The organism is Geodermatophilus sp. SYSU D00879, assembly GCF_054050375.1.
On record NZ_JBJGZF010000005.1, the window covers coordinates 93,065 to 112,092 of the forward strand.

The window sequence follows — 19,028 nt, forward strand, 5'->3', positions numbered from 1 at the left end:
CGTCGGGGGTGGGGGTGCGGGGGGTACGGGGCCGTGCCGACGTGCGCGTCACGCAGAGGCACTGCCCGGCAGCGGCGCTGCCGAACCGGCGTCCTCGGTGCCCGGCGCGGGCAGCGCCGCGGGGTCGGCGAACAGCCCGCAGGCGGGCGTGGCGCCGGCCAGCGCGTCCGCGGCGAGCACCACCGCCGCCGCGGTCCACGTCGTCCGCTCGACCGGCCAGCGGGCGTCGTCGGGGTAGACGAACCCGGTCCAGTACGAGCCGTCGTCGTGCCGCAGGTGCTGCATCGCCGCCACCTGCTCCAGCGCCGCCTCGGGCTGCCCGGCGACGACGAGCGCCAGCGCCAGCTCGCAGGTCTCCGCGCCGGTCACCCACGGGCGGTCGGCCACGCAGCGGGCGCCCAGGCCCGGGACGACGAAGCGGTCCCAGTCGGCGGCCAGCCGGGCGCGGGCGGGCCCGCCGGTGACCGCGCCGGCCAGCACCGGGTAGTACCAGTCCATCGACCACCGGGAGCGGTCGGCGAAGGCGGCGGGGTCGGTGCGCAGCGCGGTGCCGAGGCCGGTGACCGCCAGCTCCCAGTCCGGCTGCGACTGCCCGGCCAGCCCCGCCAGCGCGATGCCGCAGCGCAGCGCCTGGAACAGGCTGGCGTTGCCGGTGAGCAGCGCGACGTCGTCCGGCGTGCCGTCGGGTCGCAGCGCCCAGCCGATCGCGCCGGAGGCCAGCTGCATGTCGACGACGAGGTCCAGGCCGCGGCGCACCGTCGGCCACAGCTCCCGGACCAGCCGCTCGTCGCCGCTGGCCAGCCACGTGTGCCACGCGCCGACGGCGAGGTAGCCGGCGTGGTTGCTCTCGACGGCGGGCTGGGTCTCGGCGCCGTCGCGGTACTCCGCGGCCCAGGAGCCGTCCGCGCGCTGCCGGGCGGCCAGCCAGCGGTAGGCGGCCGCCGCCCGCGCGTGCTCCCCGCCGACGTCGAGGGCCATCGCCGCCTCGACCGAGTCCCACGGGTCCAGCTGCCCGCCGCGGAACCACGGCAGCGACCCGTCGCGCCCCTGCTCGGCGGCGATGGCGGCCACGGTGCGCCGCACGGCGCCCCCGTCGAGGACGCCGGGCAGCTCGGGCAGCTCAGCGGACGGCAGCGGTCTGCTCCCGCTCCGGGCGGCTCCCCGCCGCCGGCACCCCCGGCTTGTCCGCGTAGACCACGAGGCTCTTGCCGATCAGCGGGTCGAGCACCTTCTCGGCCAGCCGGGTCACCCACGGCCGCTTCGTCAGGTCCCACACCAGCAGGCGGTGGTAGGCCCGGACGACGGCGGCGTCCCGGTCCACCCCGACGGCGCACTTGAGCCACCAGTAGGGCGCGTGCAGCGCGTGCGCGTGGTGGCTGCGCCCGGGCACCAGGCCCGCCACCGACAGCCGGGCGCGGAGCACGTCGCCGCGGTAGATGCGGATGTGGCCGCCCTCGTTGGCGTGGTAGGCGTCCGACAGCGCCCAGCACACCCGCTCGGGGCCGTACCGCGGCACGGTGACGGCGACCCGCCCGCCGGGCTTGAGCACCCGGGCGATCTCGGCCATCGCGGTGCCGTCGTCGGGGATGTGCTCGAGCACCTCGGAGGCGATCACCCGGTCGACGCTGCCGTCGGGGAACGGCAGGTGCCGCAGGTCGCCGCGGACCACCTCGTACCGCGCGCCCGCCGGCGCCTCCCCGGCCTCGGCGACCGCGCCGAGCCACCGCTTGGTCGTCTCCACCTCGGACACGCCCCAGTCGACCGCGACCACGGACGCGCCGCGACGGTAGGCCTCGAAGGCGTGCCGGCCCTCGCCGCAGCCCAGGTCCAGCACGGTCATGCCGGGGCGCAGGTCGAGCAGGTCGTAGTCGACGGTCAGCACGGACGACCCTTTCGTTCCAGCACCTCGGTGTACCAGGCCGCGGTCCGCTCCGCGGTCGACCGCCACGTGTAGGAGGCCAGCACCCGGCGGCGCCCGGCGCGGCCCAGCTGCTCCTGCAGCGACGGCTTCTCCAGCACCAGCCTCAGCGCCGCCGTCAGCTCGTCGACGTCCCCGGCCCGCACCCGCAGGCCGGCCTGAGAGCCGACCACCTCCGGCAGCGCGCCGGCGTCGGTGGTGACCAGCGGCGTCCCGCAGGCCATGGCCTCGACCGCGGGCAGCGAGAAGCCCTCGTAGAGGGAGGGGATGGCGGCGACGGTCGCCGTCTGCAGCAGGCGCACCAGATCGGCCTCGGGCAGCGGCCCGGTGAAGCGGACGGCGTCGCGCAGGCCGAGGCGGTCCAGCGCCGACTCGGCCGGACCGCCGGGCCGCGCGGTGCCGACGACGGTCAGCCGCACCGGCCGCTCGGTGCGCAGCTTGGCCACCGCCTCCAGCAGGTGCACCAGGCCCTTGAGCGGGACGTCGGCACTGGTGGTGACGACGATCGAGTCGGCCTCGCGCGGCCGGCCGGCCGGCGGCGGGGTGAAGACCTCGGGGTCGATGCCGACCGGGATGACCTCGACGCCGGCGGCCGGAACGCCGAGGTGGGTCTCGATGTCGCGCCGTGAGTTCTCCGAGACGGTGGTGACCGCGTCCAGCCGGGGCGCCACGCGGGCCTGCATCGCGGTGAAGGCGTACCAGCGGCGCAGGGTCAGCCGGCGGCGCAGCGAGGGAGCGGCGGCGAGCTCCAGCTGCCGGTCGATGGCGATCGGGTGGTGCACGGTCGCCACGGTCGGCACGCCTGCGCGGACCAGCCGCAGCAGCCCGTAGCCCAGGCTCTGGTTGTCGTGCACGACGTCGAACTGGTGCGCGCGGGGGAGCAGCATCCGGGCCGCGCGCAGCGTGAAGGTCAGCGGCTCCGGGAACGCGGCGGTGCACATCGCGGCCCACTCGGCGACGTCGATCCAGTCGCGGAACTCCGAGGGCCGCGGCGTCCGGAACGGGTCGGGCTCGCGGTAGAGGTCCAGGCTCGGCACGCGGGTGAGCGGGACGCCGTCGTCGAGCTCGGGGTAGGGCTGGCCGGAGAGGACCTCGACGTCGTGGCCGAGGACGGTCAGCTCGCGCGAGAGGGCCCGGACGTAGACGCCCTGGCCGCCGCCGTGCGGCTTGCTGCGGTACGACAGCAGTGCGATCCGCAGCCGTCGTCCCATGCGCCGGACCCTACCGACCCCGTCCGGTCCACTTTCCGGGCCCGCCTGACAGGGTGACCGGCGTGATCCGACACGTCGTGCACTTCACCTGGTCCGACGCCGCCGACGACGCCCGGCGGGCCGAGACGCTGGCCGCGCTGCGCCGGCTGCCCGAGCAGGTGCCCGGCTCGCTGGCGTTCACGGTCGCCCCCGACGCCGGCCTGGTCGAGGGCAACGCGCACACCGTCCTGGTCGCCGACTTCCCCGACGCGGAGGCCTTCCGGCGCTACGCCACCGACCCGGTGCACCTCGCGGTGATCGCCGAGCACGTGCGCCCGTACCTGGCCGCCCGCAGCGCCGTCCAGTACGAGGTCTGAGGCAGGTCCTCCCGGCGGTCCGGAGCCGTCCACAGGAGGCTCCCCCTCCACAGAGGACGGCTGCCCGGCCGGTCCGCGGTCTGCCGGCCCCAGGGTCGGCCGGGTGGACCAATCCCCGATCCCCGTCATCCGGCTCGGCGACACCGGCGAGGTCGCCGCCGCCCTGCCCCACCTGCTCGGCTTCCACCCCGCCGAGTCGATCGTGCTGGTCGGCCTGCGCGGGCCGGGCGGCAGCCGCGTCGGCCTCACCGTGCGCGCCGACCTCCCGCCGCCCACCGCGGCCCGCGCGCTGGCGGTCACGCTGGCCGGGAAGGTGCTCACCGACGACCCGGTCGCCGTGCTACTGGTCGTCGTGTCCGAGGCTCCCGACGACCGGTCGACCGCCGTCCTGGCGTTCGGGCCGGGGGAGCCGGCCCCGGAGCTCCCGCACCGCGACCTGGTGCACGAGCTCGTGCTCGCCCTCGACGCCCGGGACGTGCCGGTGCGGGAGGCCCTCCTGGTCCGGGCGGGCCGCTGGTGGGACTACGACTGCCCGTACCCGTGCTGCGGGCCCGGCGCCGGGACGCCGCTGCCCGCCGAGGCCAGCCCGCTGGCCGCCGCGGCGGTGGCCGGCGGCGCGGTCCTGGCCGCCGACCGCGCCGCGCTCGCCGCGCGGATCACCCCGCCCGACGGCGACCCGGGGGCGCCCGCCATGGCGGCGGCCTGCCTGGCGGAGGGCCGCGAGCACGCCGCCCGGCTCCGGGCGCTCGGCCGGGACGCGGTCGCCGCGGAGGCCGGCGCGGCGATCGCCGCGGCCCTGGCCGACTGCCGGCCCGGACCGGCCACCGCGGCCACCCGGCTCCCCGACGCCCGGGTGGCCCGGGTGCTGTGGGGGCTCACCGTCCCCGACGTCCGCGACCGCGCGCTCGGCCTCGCGCTGGGCGAGGACGCAGCGGCCGCGGAGGTGCTGTGGACCGAGTGCACCCGCCGCGCGCCGGTGCCGCTCGACGGACCGCCGGCCACGCTGCTCGCGGTCAGCGCCTGGCTGCGCGGCGACGGCGCCACGGCCAACGTGGCCCTCGACCGGGCCCTGGCCGCCGACCCCGGCGCCCGGCTGCCCCGGCTGCTCGCCGACGGCCTGGCGCAGTGCCTGCCACCCGCCCAACTCCGCGAGCTGATCAGCAGCACCCTCGAGGAGGCCGGGTGAGCGGGCTCAGACCAGCTCGGGGCGCTGCCACCCCTGCCCGAGGACGTGCTCGGCGAGGAAGGCGATCACCGTCTCGTACCAAACCGTCGCGTTCCCGGGCGTGAGCACCCAGTGGTTCTCGTCCGGGAAGTACAGGAACCGCGACGGGACGCCGCGCTTCTGCAGGTCGTACCAGAGCCGCAGGCCCTCGCCGATCGGCACGCGGTAGTCCTTGTCGCCGTGGATCACCAGCACCGGCGTGCGGATGGCGTCGGCGAACCGGTGCGGGGAGTTCTGCTCGTAGCGCTTGGGCTCGACCAGCGGCGCGCCCCACTCCCGCTCCCAGTAGTAGGCGGCGTCCGTGGTGCCCACGAACGAGTCGAGGTCCCACAGGCTCGCGTGGGTGACGATCGCCCGGAACCGGTCGGTCTGGGTGGCCACCCAGTTGGCCATGTAGCCGCCGAAGGAGCCGCCCATCGCCGCGGTCCGCTCCGCGTCCACCTCGGGCCGCTCGAGGGCGGCGTCCACGGCGGTCATCAGGTCGGTGTACGGGGCGCCGCCCCACTCGCCCCAGCCGCGGCGGACGAAGTCCTGCCCGAACCCCTGCGACAGCGCCGGGTTGGGCAGCAGGACGGCGTAGCCGCGGGCCGCCAGCACCCACGGGCACCAGCGCCACGACCAGGAGTTCCAACTCATCAGCGGCCCGCCGTGGATCCACAGCAGCAGCGGCGCCGGGTCCTCCGCGGTGGCGCCCTCGGGCAGCACCAGCCACGACTGCACCTCGGCGCCGTCGGCGGCGGTGGCGCGCACCTCGTGCAGGGTGCCCGGCAGCGGCCCCAGCGCGCCGGGGGCCGGCAGCGGCTCGGGGTGCTGGCCGGGGGCGCGCGGGTCCAGGCGCACCGGCGCCGGCGGCTCGTCGTAGGCCGAGCGCAGCGCGAACAGGGCGCTCCCGTCGCGGGCCACCCGCAGGTCGCTGTAGGCACCGTCGCCGGTCAGCCGGACCGGGGCGCCGCCGGCGACCTCCACCCGGAACAGCGCGTGCCGGCCGTCGTCGTCGGCGAGGAAGTAGACGGCGTCGCCCTCGGCGCTGAACTGCGGGGCGCTGGGCCAGCGGTCGAAGTCCGGGGTCAGGTCGCGGGCGTCCCCGGAGGCGACGTCGACCAGCAGCAGCGTGTAGTCCGGCGGCTCGGCGTAGGTGGTCATCGACTCGCGCACGCAGACCACCGCGGCGCCGTCGGGGGAGAACGCGGCGGCGTACACGTCGGCCAGCGGGTCGTCGACCAGGACCCGGGCGTCGCCGGTCGCGGTCTCGACGAGGACCAGCCGGTCCCGCCGGCCGGCCGGGCCGTCGGCGACGGAGTCCACGCGCACCAGCAGCCGGCCGTCGGGAGAGAGGGCCACCGCCTCCCCGGCGCCGAGCGGCGGGAGGGCGTCGGGGGTCAGGTCGCGCAGCGGCACCGGCCCGGCCGGCTCGCCGGCGGGGTCCTCCGCGGGCAGCGCGCCGGCCCAGAACAGGTGCGGCGCCGCCGGCCCGAGGTCGCTGTCCCAGTACCGGACCGGATAGGCCTCGTGCAGCACCGCCGACACCCCGGCGTCGGCGCGGGCCTTGCGGCGCTGCTCGTCCTCGTCCGCGTCGACGGCGCCGGGCATGGTCGAGGCCACGACGACGACCTCGCCGCTGTCGGCCGCTACGGCGAACCCGCCCACGCCGCCGGGCCGGGTCACCACCGGCCGGGCCTCCCCGCCGCCGGGCGGCAGCGCCCACAGCGCCGGCTTGGGGTCGCCGCCGTCCTTGCCCACGGCGGGGTCCGGGCGGGCCGAGAGGAACAGCAGCGTGCCGTCCGGGGCGAACGCCGGCGCCGCCTCCCCGGGCGCGCTGCGGGTCAGCCGGCGCGGCGGGCGGTACCCCTCGGGGTCGACGTCCCACAGCGCCGAGACCCACTTCTTCCGGTCGGCGTCGAGGGTCTGCACCGAGACCGCCAGCCGGCCGTCGCGGGCCAGCGCCAGGCCGGTCACCCGCGGGATCGCGACGAAGTCGGACAGCCGGACGAACGGGTGCGCCGGATCGGGGTCGGGAGCGGTCTCGGGCACGGCGTCGGACGGGCTCACCGGGGCTCCTCGCGAGGACGACGGGACGGTGCCGCCCACCGTAACCAGCAGCGCCCGGCCCCCCGCCGGAGCGGGGGACCGGGCGCTGCGACGCTCCGGGGGAGGGACGCCTAGAGCTGGACCGCGGCCTCGACCGGGGTCAGGTCCTCGTCCATCGCCGAGACGAACAGGTGCTGGGCCACGCCCTGCGGCAGCGGGTGCCCGTCGAGGCTGATCGTGCCGTTCACCGACTGCGCCACCATCGTGACGCCGGGGCGGATGCCCTGGTCGGCGAGCTGCCGCAGCAGCGCGGCGTCCTCCTGGAGCTGCTCGCTGATCCGCCGGATGGTCACCTGCCGGCCCTCGGCGGTCGCGGTGTTCGACAGCAGCGTCAGGGCGTCGAGGACGGCCGAGGTCTCCCCGCCGAGCGCGTCCAGGCCCGGGATCGGGTTGCCGAAGGGCGAGACCGTCGGGTTGCCGAGCAGGGTCAGCAGGCGGCGCTCCACCGCCTCGCTCATGACGTGCTCCCAGCGGCAGGCCTCCTCGTGGACCTCGGCGTAGTCCAGGCCGATGACGTCGACGAGCAGGCACTCGGCCAGCCGGTGCTTGCGCATGACCGCGGTGGCCAGCGCCCGCCCGGTCTCCGACAGCTGCAGGTGGCGGTCGCCCTCGACGGTCAGCAGGCCGTCGCGCTCCATGCGGGCCACGGTCTGGGACACCGTCGGGCCGCTCTGGTGCAGCCGCTCGGCGATGCGCGCCCGCAGCGGGACGATGCCCTCCTCCTCCAGCTCGAAGATCGTGCGGAGGTACATCTCGGTGGTGTCGATGAGGTCGTTCACTGGCACTCCTCCGTGTCTGACCCGATCGTACGGTGCGCGGGACCCCGCTCCGGGGATCGCGAACGGGGTTCCGGGGCGACCGGGGTCACGCGCACGGCGCCGTGGAGGGGACGGCCGGAGGGCGCGGCGGTAGCGTCCGGACCGGGCACCACCCGCGCGGGCACCGGCCCGGGCGGCGCGCCCGGCGGGGACGGCGACAGGGAGGGCTCGTGAGCGACTCGGTGGCCGTCGTCTGGGACGACGCCCTGCTCGGCTACACGATGGGCGGTGACCACCCGCTGCACCCGGTGCGGCTGGACCTCACCATGCGGCTGGCCGACGGGCTGGGCGTGCTGGCGCCGGGCCGGGTGGAGGTGGTCCGCCCCACCCCGGCCGGCGAGGACCTGCTCACCCTGGTGCACGACCCCGCCTACCTGGAGGCGGTGCGGCGCGCACCCACCCACCCCGACGAGGCGTTCGGCCTGGGCACCGCCGACAACCCGGTCTTCGAGGGCATGTACGACGCGGCCGCGCTCATCACCGGCGGCAGCGTGCAGGCCGCCGAGCTGGTGCACTCCGGCCGGGCGCAGCACGCGGTCAACATCTCCGGCGGCCTGCACCACGCCATGCGCGACCGCGCCTCGGGCTTCTGCGTGTTCAACGACGCCGCGATCGCCATCGCCTGGCTGCTCGGCCAGGGCTACGAGCGGATCGCCTACGTCGACCTCGACGTGCACCACGGCGACGGCGTGCAGGCCGCGTTCTACGACGACCCGCGGGTGCTCACCGTGAGCGTCCACCAGACCCCGCTGACGCTGTTCCCCGGCACCGGCTTCCCCGAGGAGACCGGCGACCCCGAGAAGGCGCTGGGCACCGCGGTCAACCTCGCCCTGCCCAACGGCACCGACGACTCGGGCTGGCTGCGCGCCTTCACCGCCGTCGTCCCCAGTGTCGTGCGCGCGTTCTCACCCCAGGTCCTGGTCACCCAGTGCGGCTGCGACGCCCACCACGAGGACCCGCTGGCCGACCTCGCGCTCACCGTCGACGGCCAGCGGGCCAGCTACCGGGCGGTGCACGAGCTCGCGCACGAGGTCTGCGACGGCCGCTGGGTCGCCCTCGGCGGCGGCGGGTACGGGCTGGTGCGCTGCGTGCCGCGGGCCTGGACCCACCTGCTGGCCGAGGCGTCGGGGGAGCGGCTGGACCCGGTGACGGCGATCCCGCAGTCCTGGCGCGACGACGTCGTCGCCCGCGGGCTGCGGGCCCGGCCGCCCACGCACATGACCGAGGGCGGCTACACCGGCTTCTCGGCCTGGGACCCGTTCACCGAGTCCCGCGTCGACCGGGCCATCAGCCGCACCCGCAAGGCGTCCTTCCCCTACTTCGGCCTGGACCCGGACGACCCCCGTGACTGAGCAGCAGACCGTCGAGCAGGCCCCCGCCGGGCCGGCGCCGCAGCCGCCCGCGCACTGGGAGGCCGACATCATCGCCGCCGACGGCGGCACGGTGCACCTGCGCCCCATCTGCCCGGAGGACGCCGAGGGGCTGACCGGGCTCATGGACCGCAGCTCCGACCAGACCCGCTACTACCGGTTCTTCGGGCCGATGAGGCGGCTGTCGGACCGGGACCTGCACCGCTTCACCCACGTCGACCACGACGCCCGCGTCGCGTTCGTCCTCCTCCTCGGCGACCAGTTGATCGGCGTCGGCCGCTACGACCGCCTCCCGGGCACCACCGAGGCCGAGGTCGCCTTCCTCATCGAGGACGCCCACCAGGGCCGCGGGCTCGGTTCGGTGCTGCTCGAGCACCTGGCCGCCGCCGCCCGCGAGCGCGGCATCACCACCTTCGTCGCCGAGGTGCTGTCGCAGAACGGCCGGATGGTCCGGGTCTTCCTCGACGCCGGCTACCAGGCCCGCCGCTCCTACGAGGAGGGCGTCGTCCACCTGACCTTCCCGATCGCCCCCACCGAGACCTCGCTGGCGGTGGCCTACGAGCGCGAGCAGCGCAGCGAGTCCCGGTCGATCGCGCGGCTGCTCACCCCGACGTCGGTCGCGGTGGTCGGCGCCAGCAACGACGAGGGCAAGATCGGCAACCTCGTCCTGCGCAACCTGCTCGACTACCGCTTCGACGGGCCGGTCTACCCGGTCAACCCCGGCACCCGGCACGTGCGCGGCGTCCCCGCCTACGCCTCCATCGAGGACGTCCCGGGCGACGTCGACCTCGCCGTCGTCGCCGTCCCCGCCGACGAGGTCGCGGACGTGGTGGAGGCCTGCCGGCGCAAGCGGGTCCGGGGCCTGGTGGTCATCTCCGGCGGGTTCGGCGAGACCGGGCCCGAGGGCCGGGAGGCCGAGCGGCGGCTGGTCGCCGCGGCGCGGGCCTCGGGCATGCGGGTGGTCGGCCCCAACTGCCTCGGCATCGTCAACACCGACCCGGCGATCCGGCTCGACGCCAGCCTCGCCCCGCGGGTCCCCGGCCGCGGGCGGGTGGGCTTCTTCGCCCAGTCCGGCGCGCTCGGGGTGGCCCTGCTGGAGCGGGCCGGCAGCCGCAACATCGGCCTGTCCAGCTTCGTCTCGGCCGGCAACCGCGCCGACGTCAGCGGCAACGACCTGCTGCAGTACTGGGCCACCGACCCCGGCACCGAGGTCGTGCTGCTGCACCTGGAGAGCTTCGGCAACCCCCGCAAGTTCGCCCGGCTCGCGCGCAGCGTCGCCCGCACCAAGCCGGTGGTCGCGGTCAAGAGCGGCCGGCACGGCGGGCTCACCCCGGGCCTGGCCGGCACGTCGGTCGCGGTGCCCGAGCAGTCGGTGGCGGCGCTGTTCGCCTCGGCCGGCGTCATCCGGGTGGAGACCGTCGCCCAGCTGTTCGAGGTCGGCATGCTGCTGGCCCACCAGCCGCTGCCGGCGGGCGACCGGGTCGCCGTCGTGGGGAACTCCACGGCGCTGGGCGTGCTGGTCGCCGACGCCGTCCTCGACCAGGGCCTGACCCTGGCCCGCGAGGCGCCGGTCGACATCGGCACCGCCGGCACCCCGGAGGCCTTCCGCGCCGCGCTGCAGGAGGCGGTCGACGACGACGGGGTGGACGCCGTCGTCGCGGTGTTCCTCCCGCCGCTGGTGCGCACCTCGCCCGACGCGTACGGCCGGGCGCTGCGCGAGGTGTCGCAGGCCTCGGACAAGCCGGTGCTCGCGACGTTCCTGTCCGCGGAGGGCATCCCGCCGGAGCTCACCGTGCCCGACGAGGAGGGGATGCCGGCCCGCGGCTCGGTCCCGTCGTACGCGACGCCGGAGCGGGCGGTCATCGCGCTGGCGCGGGTCGCCGAGTACGCCCGCTGGCGCCGCCGGCCGGTGGGCACCGTGCCCGAGCTGCCCGGCGTCGACGCCGCCCGCGCCCGGTCGGTGGTGCTCGGCGCGATGGCCGGGGCGCCCGGTGGGCGGCCGCTCACCGACGACGAGGTCATCGCGCTGCTGGGCGCCTACGGGGTGCCGCTGCTCGGCACGCGGACCGCGACCAGCGCGGACGAGGCCGTCCTCGCGGCCGACGCGATCGGCTACCCGGTGGTGCTCAAGTCGACGGCGCCGTGGCTGCGGCACCGCACCGACCTCGGCGGCGTGCGGCTGGACCTGCCCGACGCCGGCGCCGTCCGCGCCGCCTTCGAGGCCATCCCGGCCGGCGACCCGGTGATCGTCCAGGAGATGGCCGCGCCCGGCGTGGCCACCGTCATCGAGGTCGTCGACGACCCGTCGTTCGGCGCCCTGGTCAGCTTCGGCCTCGGGGGAGTGGCCACCGAGCTGCTCGGCGACCGCGCCTACCGCACGCTGCCGCTCACCGACCTCGACGCCGCCGAGCTGGTCCGCGCGCCCCGCGCGTGGCCGCTGCTCGACGGCTGGCGCGGGGCCGAGCCGGTCGACGTCGCGGCGCTGGAGGACCTGCTGCTGCGGGTGGCCCGGCTCGCCGAGGACCTGCCCGAGGTGCTCGGCCTGACGCTGTCGCCGGTGATCGTCGGCCCGGCCGACCCCTGGCACGGCGGCCGCTCGCTGGTCGTCGCCGGCGGCACCGTGCGGGTCGGCCCGCCGACCGCCCGCGTCGAGCCCGGCCCCCGCCGCATGCGCGACTGAGCGGGGTCAGCGGCGCCAGAACAGGTGGTGCGTGACCCCGCTGGAGCTGGGGACGACGTCCCGGTGGAAGCGGTCGAGCAGCTCGTCGGGCGACGTCCACAGCCGGGAGCCGCCGCCCAGCTCGACCGGCACGACGGCGACGTGCAGCGTGTCGACGAGGCCGGCGTCGAGGAACTGCCGGATCACGCTCGCGCCGCCCCCGAGCCGGACGTCGGCGCCGCCGGCCGCCGCGCGCGCCTCCTCCAGCACCGTGGCCGGGTCGGCGTCGACGAAGTGGAACGTGGTGTCCGCCAGCGTGAAGGAGGGCCGCACGTGGTGGGTCATCACGAACACGGGCGTGTGGAACGGCGGCTCGTCGCCCCACCAGCCCTGCCACTCGAGGTCCTCCCAGGGACCGCGGTGGGGCGAGAACTTGTTGCGGCCCATGATCTCGGCGCCGATGCCGTGCGCGAAGTCGCGGGTGAAGTAGTCGTCCAGGCCGCGGCTGCCGCCCGGCTCGGTGCGGCCGGGGAAGCTCGCGGTGGCGAGGGCCCAGGCCAGGAGCTCCCGGGGGTCGGCGTGCCCGAACGGCCGCTCCAGGCTCTGGCCCTCGCCGGCGCCGTACCCGTCGCTCGAGACGGTGAAGTCCTGCACCCTCAACAGCTGACCCACGGCTCCTCCTCGGTGTCGACGAGGGGGTGACCGCCGGCGGCGCCGGAACTCATCGGCACCGGCGTCGACACGACCGGCTCAGGGACGGCGGCCGGTGAAGGCGAGCAGCCTGGTCTGGTCGTCGGCGTCGTCGGGGACCGGGACGCGCGGACCGTAGTGCCCGCTGCCGCGCAGGGCGGCGTCCCACGGCTCGATGCCCGCGAGGAACGCCGACGCCTCCTCCTGGTCCATCGTCTCGTCCTGTCCGGTGGCGCGGGCGAGGTCCCAGGCGTGCACGAGCAGGTCCATGAGGCCGGTCATGGCGACGAGGTCCTCGAGCGGCATGTCCCCGGCGCGGGTGCTGGTCGGCCGGCGGGCGAGGTCCGGGTCGGCGAGCAGGGCCCGGATCGCGGCGTCGGTGGCCCGCCAGGCCCCCGCGGGGTCGTCGTCGACCGAGGGGTGTACGGGCACCGGCCGGTCGACGGCGGGGAAGTAGAGCGCCGGCATCCAGTCCACCAGGTGCCGGACGACGTCGCGGGCCACCCAGCCCTCGCACGGCGCCGGGTCGTCCCAGCGGCCGGGCGGGACGCCGTCGACCCTGCGGCCGAGGTCGTCCGCGAGCCTCGCCCACCGCTCCGCCGTGTCCGCCATGGCCGCCTCCTCAACCGATCGGTTGAGCACGAGCCTGGCCCGGGGTGCGGCCCCTGTCAACGCCGAGAGCCGGCCCCCCGCGAGGGGAGCCGGCTCTCGGGTGGCGGTGCTCAGGCCAGGTAGTCGCGCAGGGCGTCGGCGCGCTGCGGGTCGCGCAGCTTGGCCATCGTCTCGCGCTCGATCTGGCGCACCCGCTCGCGGGAGAGACCGAACTGCTTGCCGATCTGCTCGAGCGTGCGGGGCTGGCCGCCGTCGAGGCCGAAGCGCAGCACGACCACGTCGCGCTCGCGCTCCTCCAGCGTGGAGAGGACGTTGCGCACGTCGCCCTTCATCATCTGGAAGGCCACCGCGTCCTCGGCCACCGCGGCGTCGGCGTCCTCGATGAAGTCACCGAGGCGGGACTCCTCGTCGGCGCCGACGGTCTGGTCGAGGCTGACCAGGTCGCGGCTGTACTCGAGCAGCTCGGTGACCCGCTCGGGCGTCATGTCGAGCTCGAGGCCGAGCTCCTCGGCGGTGGGCTCGCGCTCGAGCTCCTGGTGCACCCGCCGGCGGGTCCGCACGACCTTGTTGACCTGCTCGGCCAGGTGCACGGGGAGCCGGATGGTGCGGCCGGAGTCGGCCATCGCGCGGGTGATCGCCTGGCGGATCCACCACGTCGCGTAGGTCGAGAACTTGAAGCCCTTGGTGTAGTCGAACTTCTCGACGGCGCGGATGAGGCCGACGTTGCCCTCCTGGATGAGGTCCAGGAACGTCATGCCGTGGCCGGTGTAGCGCTTGGCCACCGAGACGACCAGGCGCAGGTTGGCCTCGAGCAGGTGCCGCTTGGCGGCCTTGCCGTCGACCGCGAGGGCCTTGTAGTCGCGCTGCAGGGCGGGGGTGAGCTGCCGCTCGGTGAGCAGCCGCTCGGCGTAGAGGCCGGCCTCGATGCGCTTGGCCAGCTCCACCTCCTGCTCGGCGGTCAGCAGGGCGGTCTTGCCGATGGTGTTGAGGTACACGCGCACCAGGTCGGTCGACACCAGGCCACTGGTGTCCGGCTCGCGGCGGGGCGAGCGGACCTCGAGGGCGTCGCTGGGGGAAGACTGGAGGAGCGTCACGGGATGTCTTCGTCCTTGCTCGGAGTTCGGATGCACCGCCGGCTGTCCGGTGACGGTGGCGCACCCGCGTCGGGGGTGGGGCTCCGTTGTCCGGCGGGGCCCCACGGTTCGTTCGTCCGTTGTGGTCCGTTGTGTTTCGCCCCGTATAACGGTCCCGACGGGGCCAGGTGTTCCACGCGGCCCGGGTTCACAGGGAACGCACAGTCCGTGTGTTCGGTCACCACCCGTACCCGGTGCGTCGCCGGGTCAGACCTCCAGCAGCAAGGTCATCGGTCCCTCGTTGACCGACGCCACCGCCATCCGCGCGCCGAACACGCCGGTCGCGACGCCGGTCCCGCGCCGCCGCAGCTCCGCGACCACCTCGTCCACCAGCGGCTCGGCGACCTCCCCGGGCGCGGCGGCGTCCCAGGACGGGCGTCGGCCCCTCCGCGTGTCCGCGTAGAGGGTGAACTGGCTCACCACGAGCACCGGCAGGCCGAGGTCGCCGACCGAGCGGGCGCCGTCGGCGGTGGGGAACACCCGCAGCTCGTGGACCTTCCGGGCCAGGGTCCGGGCCCGGTCGGCGTCGTCGTCCCGGCCGACGCCGACCAGTGCGAGCAGGCCCGTGCCGATCTCCCCGACGACGGCCCCGTCGACGGTCACCGAGGCCGAGGACACCCTGCTCACCACCGCGCGCACCGGCCCATCCTGCGCGAGCGGTGCGCGGCGCCCGGACCCGCTCCGGTGGATCGGGTCAGCGGTCCTCCCCACGGGGCGACGCCCGCGCACCCGCATCGCTCGGGGCCCGGGGTGCGGGGACGAGGACCGCCGGCGCAGCGGAGACCCGGACGAAGCTCTCCTCCGACCACCAGCGGAGGTAGGTGTCCTCCCCCACGGCCTCCCGGAGGACGGTGGTCTGGGACGCGTGCGCCCGCAGCGCCTCGAGCTTGCGACGCGCGGTCCGCCCGTGCGCGCGGACCTGCAGGGCCACCTCCGCATCGGGCACGGACGGCGGATGCGCTCCGGGCATCCACACGGCGGACCGTTCCGTGAGCCGTCCCCAGCGGCGGTGGAAGCTCTCGGTGAGCGTGGCCTGCAGCAGCAGGGCGCGACACCCGTCCGCCCGCCAGGCCCACTCGACCCAGCCCGACACGGCCGCGTGGTCGGGGTGCCCGGTCAGGCCGTCGCGGCCGAAGGTGACCACGCTGTCCGGCCGCACGTCCTCGAGCACGGCGCGCACCACCCGGCCGCCGTCGTCCAGGGGGACGGCGGCGCACCGGCCGTCCCGGAAGCCGAGCCACCGGTGGTCGGTGACGCCGACCGCGGCCAGGCTGGCCACCACCTCCAGCCGCCGCAGGTCGGCGACCGGACCGTCGCCTCCGAGCTCACCGTCGGTGGCGGTGACCACGACGACGGTCTGCCCCGCGTCCCGGGCCTCGGCCATCAGCGCGGCCGACAGGTACGCCTCGTCGTCCGGATGAGCCCAGACCCCCATGACCGTCCCCAGCTGGGACACCGTCAGCGTCTGCGGCACGGCCGCCTCCTCGTCCCGCGCCGGTCGGGCTCGGTGCCTGGCCGGCCGGTCCGACCCGGTCCCTGGGTCGGCGAGGCAGCATCCCGCGTGCGGTGGCGGTCGCACCAGGGGCGGTCGGTCACCGTCGACCGGCGTCTCGACGCCCGGCGGCCCGGGTGGGAGGCTCGGCCGCGGGGCGGCAGCCGCCGCGCACCACGGCCAGCAGCAGCGTCGAGGGGCCGTCGTGGACGTCGTCGAGGCCGGCGGGTGGACCATCGCCTACCACCGTGCGGGTGCCGGGGCGCCGCTGCTGCTCCTGCACGGCGGGTGGAGCGACGGCCGCGAGTGGCGGCTGCAGCTGGAGGGGCTGTCGGACGGCTTCGACGTGGTCGCGTGGGACGCGCCCGGCTGCGGCGCGTCCCCCGATCCGCCGCCCGGCCTGCCCCTGGCCGGGTACGCCGACGCGGTGGCCGCGCTCGTCGAGGGGCTGGGCCTCGGCCGCGTGCACCTGTGCGGGCTGTCCTTCGGGGGCGGCCTGGCCCTCGCGGTGTGGCAGCGCCACCCGGAGGTGGTCCGCTCCCTGGTCCTCGTCTCCGCGTACGCCGGGTGGCAGGGATCGCTGCCCCCGGAGGAGGTCGAGGCCCGCCTGCAGCGGGTGCTCGCCGAGGTCGACCGCCCGCCGGCGGAGTGGATCGACGGTTACCTGCCCGGCTTCTTCGCCGGCCCCGTGCCGCGGGAGGTCCTCGACCTCGTCCGCGCGGTCATGCTCGACGTCCGCCCGGCCGGGACGCGGACGATGCTCACCGCGTTCGCCGACGCCGACCTGCGGGACGTGCTGCCGACCGTTGCCGTCCCGACGCTGCTGCTCTGGGGCGCCGAGGACGTGCGGGCGCCGCGACCGGTGGCGGAGGCGCTGCACGCGGCGATCCCCGGGTCCCGGCTGGTGCTCCTGCCCGGCGTCGGCCACGTCGTCAACCTGGAGGCCCCCGCGGCGTTCGACGCCGAGGTGCGCCGCTTCCTTGCGGCCGTGCCGTGAGCCGAGGGCACGGCGTCCGGCCGGCCGGTCCCGAGGACGCCGACGCGGTGGCCGACCTGCTGGCGCGCTTCTTCCGGGAGGAGGGGTTCACCACGCCGGAGGCCGACGTGCGGGCCCGCGCCCACCCGTTCCTCGCCGAGCCGGCCAACCACGTGCTGGTCGCCGAGGACGCGACGGGCGTCGTGGCGGTGGCCACGGTGACGACCAGCTTCGGTTTCGAGTCCGGCCGGAGCGCCGAGCTCGAGGACCTCTACGTGCTCCCGGAGCGCCGCCGACAGGGCTGGGCCGCGAGACTCGTCGACGCCGTTGCCGACTGGTGCCGCGCCCGGGGCTGCGCCGAGCTCGACGTCGTGGTCACCCCCGCCGGACAGCGGGCGCACGGGCTGGCGGGGTGGTACGGGGCCCGTGGGTTCACCCGGACCGGGCGGGAGGTCCTGACCCGGACACTGTGACACCGGTGACCCGCCGGCACCGGTGGCCCGGCACCTCGCGGCCGGGGCGTCGACGGGTGCCCCGGCCGGAGCACCACGTGCCACACTGCGCCGTGGCGTCGAGGACGCGCTACGCCTGGAGCGGGGACCTCGCCATCGCCTACCAGGTGGTCGGGGAGGGGCCCTTCGACCTGGTGGCCGCGCCCGGGTTCATCTCCCACCTCGACTGGAACTGGCAGGAGCCGTCGCTGCGCCGGTTCCTCGAGCGCCTCGCCGGCTTCAGCCGGCTGATCCTGTTCGACAAGCGGGGCACCGGCCTGTCCGACCCGGTGCCGGGCCCGGCCAGCCTCGAGGAGCGGGTCGAGGACCTCACCGCGGTGATGGACGCCGCCGGCTCCGAGCGGGCGGTCCTCTTCGGCGTCTCCGAGGGCGGGGCGATGGCCCTGCTGTTCGCCGCCCAGCACCCCGAGCGCACCCGGGCGCTGGTGCTCTACGGCGCGTACCCGCGGATCACCCGGGGGCCGGACTTCCCCTACGGGGTGGAGGAGCCGGTGATGACGGCACTGTTGTCCGGGCTGGTCGACCACTGGGGGGAGGGGGCCGGGCTGGGGGCCTGGGCCCCCGGGCGCCGGGGCGACACGGCGCTGCGCGCCTGGTGGGGGACGCTGCAGCGCCTCGGCGCCAGCCCCGGGATGGCCCGCCGGATGTTCGAGCTCTACCCGCACATCGACCTGCGCGACGTGCTCCCCACCATCCGGGTGCCGACCCTGGTGCTGCACCGCCGCGGCGACCTGATGATCCCGATCGGCATCGGCCGGTACCTCGCCGAGCACATCCCCGGCGCCCGGCTGGTCGAGCTCCAGGGCGACGACCACCTCTTCTTCCTCGGGGACACCGAGACCCCGCTGGCCGAGATCCAGGAGTTCCTCACCGGCAGCCGCCCGGCGGGGCAGCCCGCCCCGACCGTCCTCGCCACGGTGCTCTTCCTGGACCTGGTGGGCTCGACCGAGCTGGTCGCGCGAGTCGGCGACGCCGCCTGGGCCTCCATCCGCGACCGGTTCCTGACCCTGGCGCGGGAGGAGCTGGCCCGCTACGGCGGGTCGGAGGTCGACGTCACCGGGGACGGGCTCCTCGCCACCTTCGCCGGCCCGGCGCGGGCCATCCGGTGCGCGGTCGCGGTGCGCGAGGCCGCCGCGACCGTCGGGCTCCGGGTGCGGGCGGGGGTGCACGCCGGGGAGGTGGAGCGGACCGACGGCGGCGGGGTCAGCGGCCTGGCGGTGCACATCGGCGCGCGGGTCCTGGCGGAGGCGGCGCCGGGGGAGGTGCTCGTCTCCGGCACGGTCCGCGACCTCGTCGTCGGCTCGGGGCTCGCCTTCGGCGACCGCGGCGTCCACGTCCTGCGCGGCGTGCCCGGGAGCTGGCCGCTGTTCGCCGTCTCCGCCTGAGCGCGCCGCCGGCTAGGCCCCGCCGGCCCGCCGCTCGGCGAGCAGGCCGCGGCACACGGCCGAGATGTCGACCAGCCCGACCAGGCGGCGGTCCTGCACCACGGGCGCGTAGACGACGCCCGCCGCGAGCATCCGCTCCGCGGCGTCGGCGATCGGGGTGTCCGGCGCGACCAGCACCATCTCCGACAGCGGCAGCTCGGTGAGCCGCACCTGCTCCAGGTCCCGCCCGTCGGCGACCACCTGGGCGACGTCGCTGTCGCAGACCAGGGTGACCGGCTCCTGCGTCGCGCCGTCGGTGACGACGACCAGCGCGTTGTCGTGGTGCTTCTTCATCAGCCAGGCGGCCGCGGCCACGTGGGCGTCGCGCTCGACCGTCGTCACCGGGGGTCGCATCACCTCGCCGACGGTGACGTGACCGGTGGTGGTCGTGGTCATCGGGTCCTCCTCTCGAGCGGCGCAGCCGCGGGAAGGGGAGCCCTCCAGGGGCCCGGCACGAGTCTGCTCCCGAGGACGGGCGCGGCACCAGCAGCACCGGGCCCGGCACCCCGCCGGCCACCGCCGCCACCCGGACCGCGCAGGAGCG

Annotated in this window: 18 protein-coding genes; 7 read left to right on the forward strand and 11 right to left on the reverse strand. The window is 76.3% G+C overall.

Features of this window, described 5'->3' with window-relative positions; translation table 11 throughout:
- Positions 1 to 48 precede the first annotated feature (48 nt).
- From ACI79B_RS09095 to ACI79B_RS09105, 3 genes are read right to left on the reverse strand one after another with little or no spacing between them, the layout of a single operon-like run.
- Positions 49 to 1,083: a prenyltransferase gene (locus tag ACI79B_RS09095; protein ID WP_456928698.1), complete on the reverse strand. Its 1,035-nt coding sequence runs from the start codon at positions 1,081 to 1,083 to the stop codon at positions 49 to 51.
- A gap of 37 nt (positions 1,084 to 1,120) precedes the next feature.
- On the reverse strand, positions 1,121 to 1,882 hold the full coding sequence (locus ACI79B_RS09100) for a class I SAM-dependent methyltransferase (protein ID WP_456928697.1): 762 nt from the start codon (positions 1,880 to 1,882) through the stop codon (positions 1,121 to 1,123).
- Positions 1,876 to 3,129 carry a glycosyltransferase family 4 protein gene (locus ACI79B_RS09105; RefSeq protein ID WP_456928696.1) on the reverse strand — a complete coding sequence of 418 codons (1,254 nt, stop codon included), beginning with the start codon at positions 3,127 to 3,129 and terminating at the stop codon, positions 1,876 to 1,878. The genes ACI79B_RS09100 and ACI79B_RS09105 overlap by 7 nt, the downstream gene beginning before the upstream one ends.
- 62 nt (positions 3,130 to 3,191) lie before the next feature.
- Here ACI79B_RS09105 and ACI79B_RS09110 point away from each other — a divergent pair, with 62 nt between their 5' ends.
- Positions 3,192 to 3,485 (forward strand): Dabb family protein, encoded by a 294-nt coding sequence (locus ACI79B_RS09110; protein WP_456928695.1) that lies wholly within the window; start codon positions 3,192 to 3,194, stop codon positions 3,483 to 3,485.
- 103 nt (positions 3,486 to 3,588) lie between these two features.
- Positions 3,589 to 4,671: a DUF4192 domain-containing protein gene (locus ACI79B_RS09115; protein WP_456928694.1), complete on the forward strand. Its 1,083-nt coding sequence runs from the start codon at positions 3,589 to 3,591 to the stop codon at positions 4,669 to 4,671.
- Positions 4,672 to 4,677: 6 nt separating this feature from the next.
- Here ACI79B_RS09115 and ACI79B_RS09120 read toward each other — a convergent pair whose 3' ends face one another.
- Together ACI79B_RS09120 and ACI79B_RS09125 are read right to left on the reverse strand one after the other, a co-directional pair.
- Positions 4,678 to 6,759, reverse strand: coding sequence for a S9 family peptidase (locus ACI79B_RS09120; protein WP_456928693.1), 2,082 nt, complete (start codon positions 6,757 to 6,759; stop codon positions 4,678 to 4,680).
- A gap of 110 nt (positions 6,760 to 6,869) precedes the next feature.
- A complete protein-coding gene (locus ACI79B_RS09125) occupies positions 6,870 to 7,577 on the reverse strand; it encodes a metal-dependent transcriptional regulator (protein ID WP_456928692.1) in 708 nt (235 codons plus the stop codon).
- Positions 7,578 to 7,786: 209 nt separating this feature from the next.
- Here ACI79B_RS09125 and ACI79B_RS09130 point away from each other — a divergent pair, with 209 nt between their 5' ends.
- Together ACI79B_RS09130 and ACI79B_RS09135 are read left to right on the forward strand one after the other, a co-directional pair.
- Positions 7,787 to 8,968 carry an acetoin utilization protein AcuC gene (locus ACI79B_RS09130; protein WP_456928691.1) on the forward strand — a complete coding sequence of 394 codons (1,182 nt, stop codon included), beginning with the start codon at positions 7,787 to 7,789 and terminating at the stop codon, positions 8,966 to 8,968.
- Positions 8,961 to 11,666, forward strand: a complete 2,706-nt coding sequence (locus ACI79B_RS09135) for a bifunctional acetate--CoA ligase family protein/GNAT family N-acetyltransferase (protein ID WP_456928690.1) — start codon at positions 8,961 to 8,963, stop codon at positions 11,664 to 11,666. The genes ACI79B_RS09130 and ACI79B_RS09135 overlap by 8 nt, the downstream gene beginning before the upstream one ends.
- Before the next feature lie 6 nt (positions 11,667 to 11,672).
- On the opposite strand, the gene ACI79B_RS09140 is transcribed toward ACI79B_RS09135, so the two are convergent.
- The 5 genes from ACI79B_RS09140 to ACI79B_RS09160 form a co-directional block, all read right to left on the reverse strand.
- Positions 11,673 to 12,317, reverse strand: a complete 645-nt coding sequence (locus tag ACI79B_RS09140; RefSeq protein WP_456928689.1) for a dihydrofolate reductase family protein — start codon at positions 12,315 to 12,317, stop codon at positions 11,673 to 11,675.
- Positions 12,318 to 12,395: 78 nt separating this feature from the next.
- Positions 12,396 to 12,947, reverse strand: a complete 552-nt coding sequence (locus ACI79B_RS09145; protein WP_456928688.1) for a TIGR03086 family metal-binding protein — start codon at positions 12,945 to 12,947, stop codon at positions 12,396 to 12,398.
- Positions 12,948 to 13,057: 110 nt separating this feature from the next.
- Positions 13,058 to 14,041 (reverse strand): RNA polymerase sigma factor SigB, encoded by a 984-nt coding sequence (sigB, locus tag ACI79B_RS09150; protein ID WP_456928687.1) that lies wholly within the window; start codon positions 14,039 to 14,041, stop codon positions 13,058 to 13,060.
- Positions 14,042 to 14,287: 246 nt separating this feature from the next.
- Positions 14,288 to 14,719 (reverse strand): D-aminoacyl-tRNA deacylase, encoded by a 432-nt coding sequence (gene dtd / locus ACI79B_RS09155; protein ID WP_456928686.1) that lies wholly within the window; start codon positions 14,717 to 14,719, stop codon positions 14,288 to 14,290.
- Between the two features lie 55 nt (positions 14,720 to 14,774).
- The gene (locus tag ACI79B_RS09160) at positions 14,775 to 15,554 is read right to left on the reverse strand and encodes a PIG-L deacetylase family protein (protein WP_456928685.1); all 780 of its coding nucleotides are present in this window, start codon (positions 15,552 to 15,554) and stop codon (positions 14,775 to 14,777) included.
- Positions 15,555 to 15,777: 223 nt separating this feature from the next.
- Here ACI79B_RS09160 and ACI79B_RS09165 point away from each other — a divergent pair, with 223 nt between their 5' ends.
- The 3 genes from ACI79B_RS09165 (at position 15,778) to ACI79B_RS09175 (ending at position 18,445) form a co-directional block, all read left to right on the forward strand.
- Complete coding sequence (locus ACI79B_RS09165) at positions 15,778 to 16,569, forward strand: alpha/beta fold hydrolase (protein WP_456928684.1); 792 nt, start codon at positions 15,778 to 15,780, stop codon at positions 16,567 to 16,569.
- Complete coding sequence (locus ACI79B_RS09170) at positions 16,566 to 17,021, forward strand: N-acetyltransferase family protein (RefSeq protein WP_456928683.1); 456 nt, start codon at positions 16,566 to 16,568, stop codon at positions 17,019 to 17,021. The genes ACI79B_RS09165 and ACI79B_RS09170 overlap by 4 nt, the downstream gene beginning before the upstream one ends.
- A 92-nt stretch (positions 17,022 to 17,113) precedes the next feature.
- Positions 17,114 to 18,445, forward strand: a complete 1,332-nt coding sequence (locus tag ACI79B_RS09175) for an adenylate/guanylate cyclase domain-containing protein (protein ID WP_456928682.1) — start codon at positions 17,114 to 17,116, stop codon at positions 18,443 to 18,445.
- A gap of 12 nt (positions 18,446 to 18,457) precedes the next feature.
- On the opposite strand, the gene ACI79B_RS09180 is transcribed toward ACI79B_RS09175, so the two are convergent.
- On the reverse strand, positions 18,458 to 18,880 hold the full coding sequence (locus tag ACI79B_RS09180; RefSeq protein WP_456928681.1) for a CBS domain-containing protein: 423 nt from the start codon (positions 18,878 to 18,880) through the stop codon (positions 18,458 to 18,460).
- Between the last annotated feature and the right edge of the window lie 148 nt (positions 18,881 to 19,028).

What these genes read in the sequence shown, in the direction of transcription:
- ACI79B_RS09145 (WP_456928688.1), bottom strand. Translation starts at nt 12,947, where the DNA reads ATGGCGGACACGGCGGAGCGGTGGGCGAGGCTCGCGGACGACCTCGGC.
- ACI79B_RS09180 (WP_456928681.1), bottom strand. Translation starts at nt 18,880, where the DNA reads ATGACCACGACCACCACCGGTCACGTCACCGTCGGCGAGGTGATGCGA.
- ACI79B_RS09105 (WP_456928696.1), bottom strand. Translation starts at nt 3,129, where the DNA reads ATGGGACGACGGCTGCGGATCGCACTGCTGTCGTACCGCAGCAAGCCG.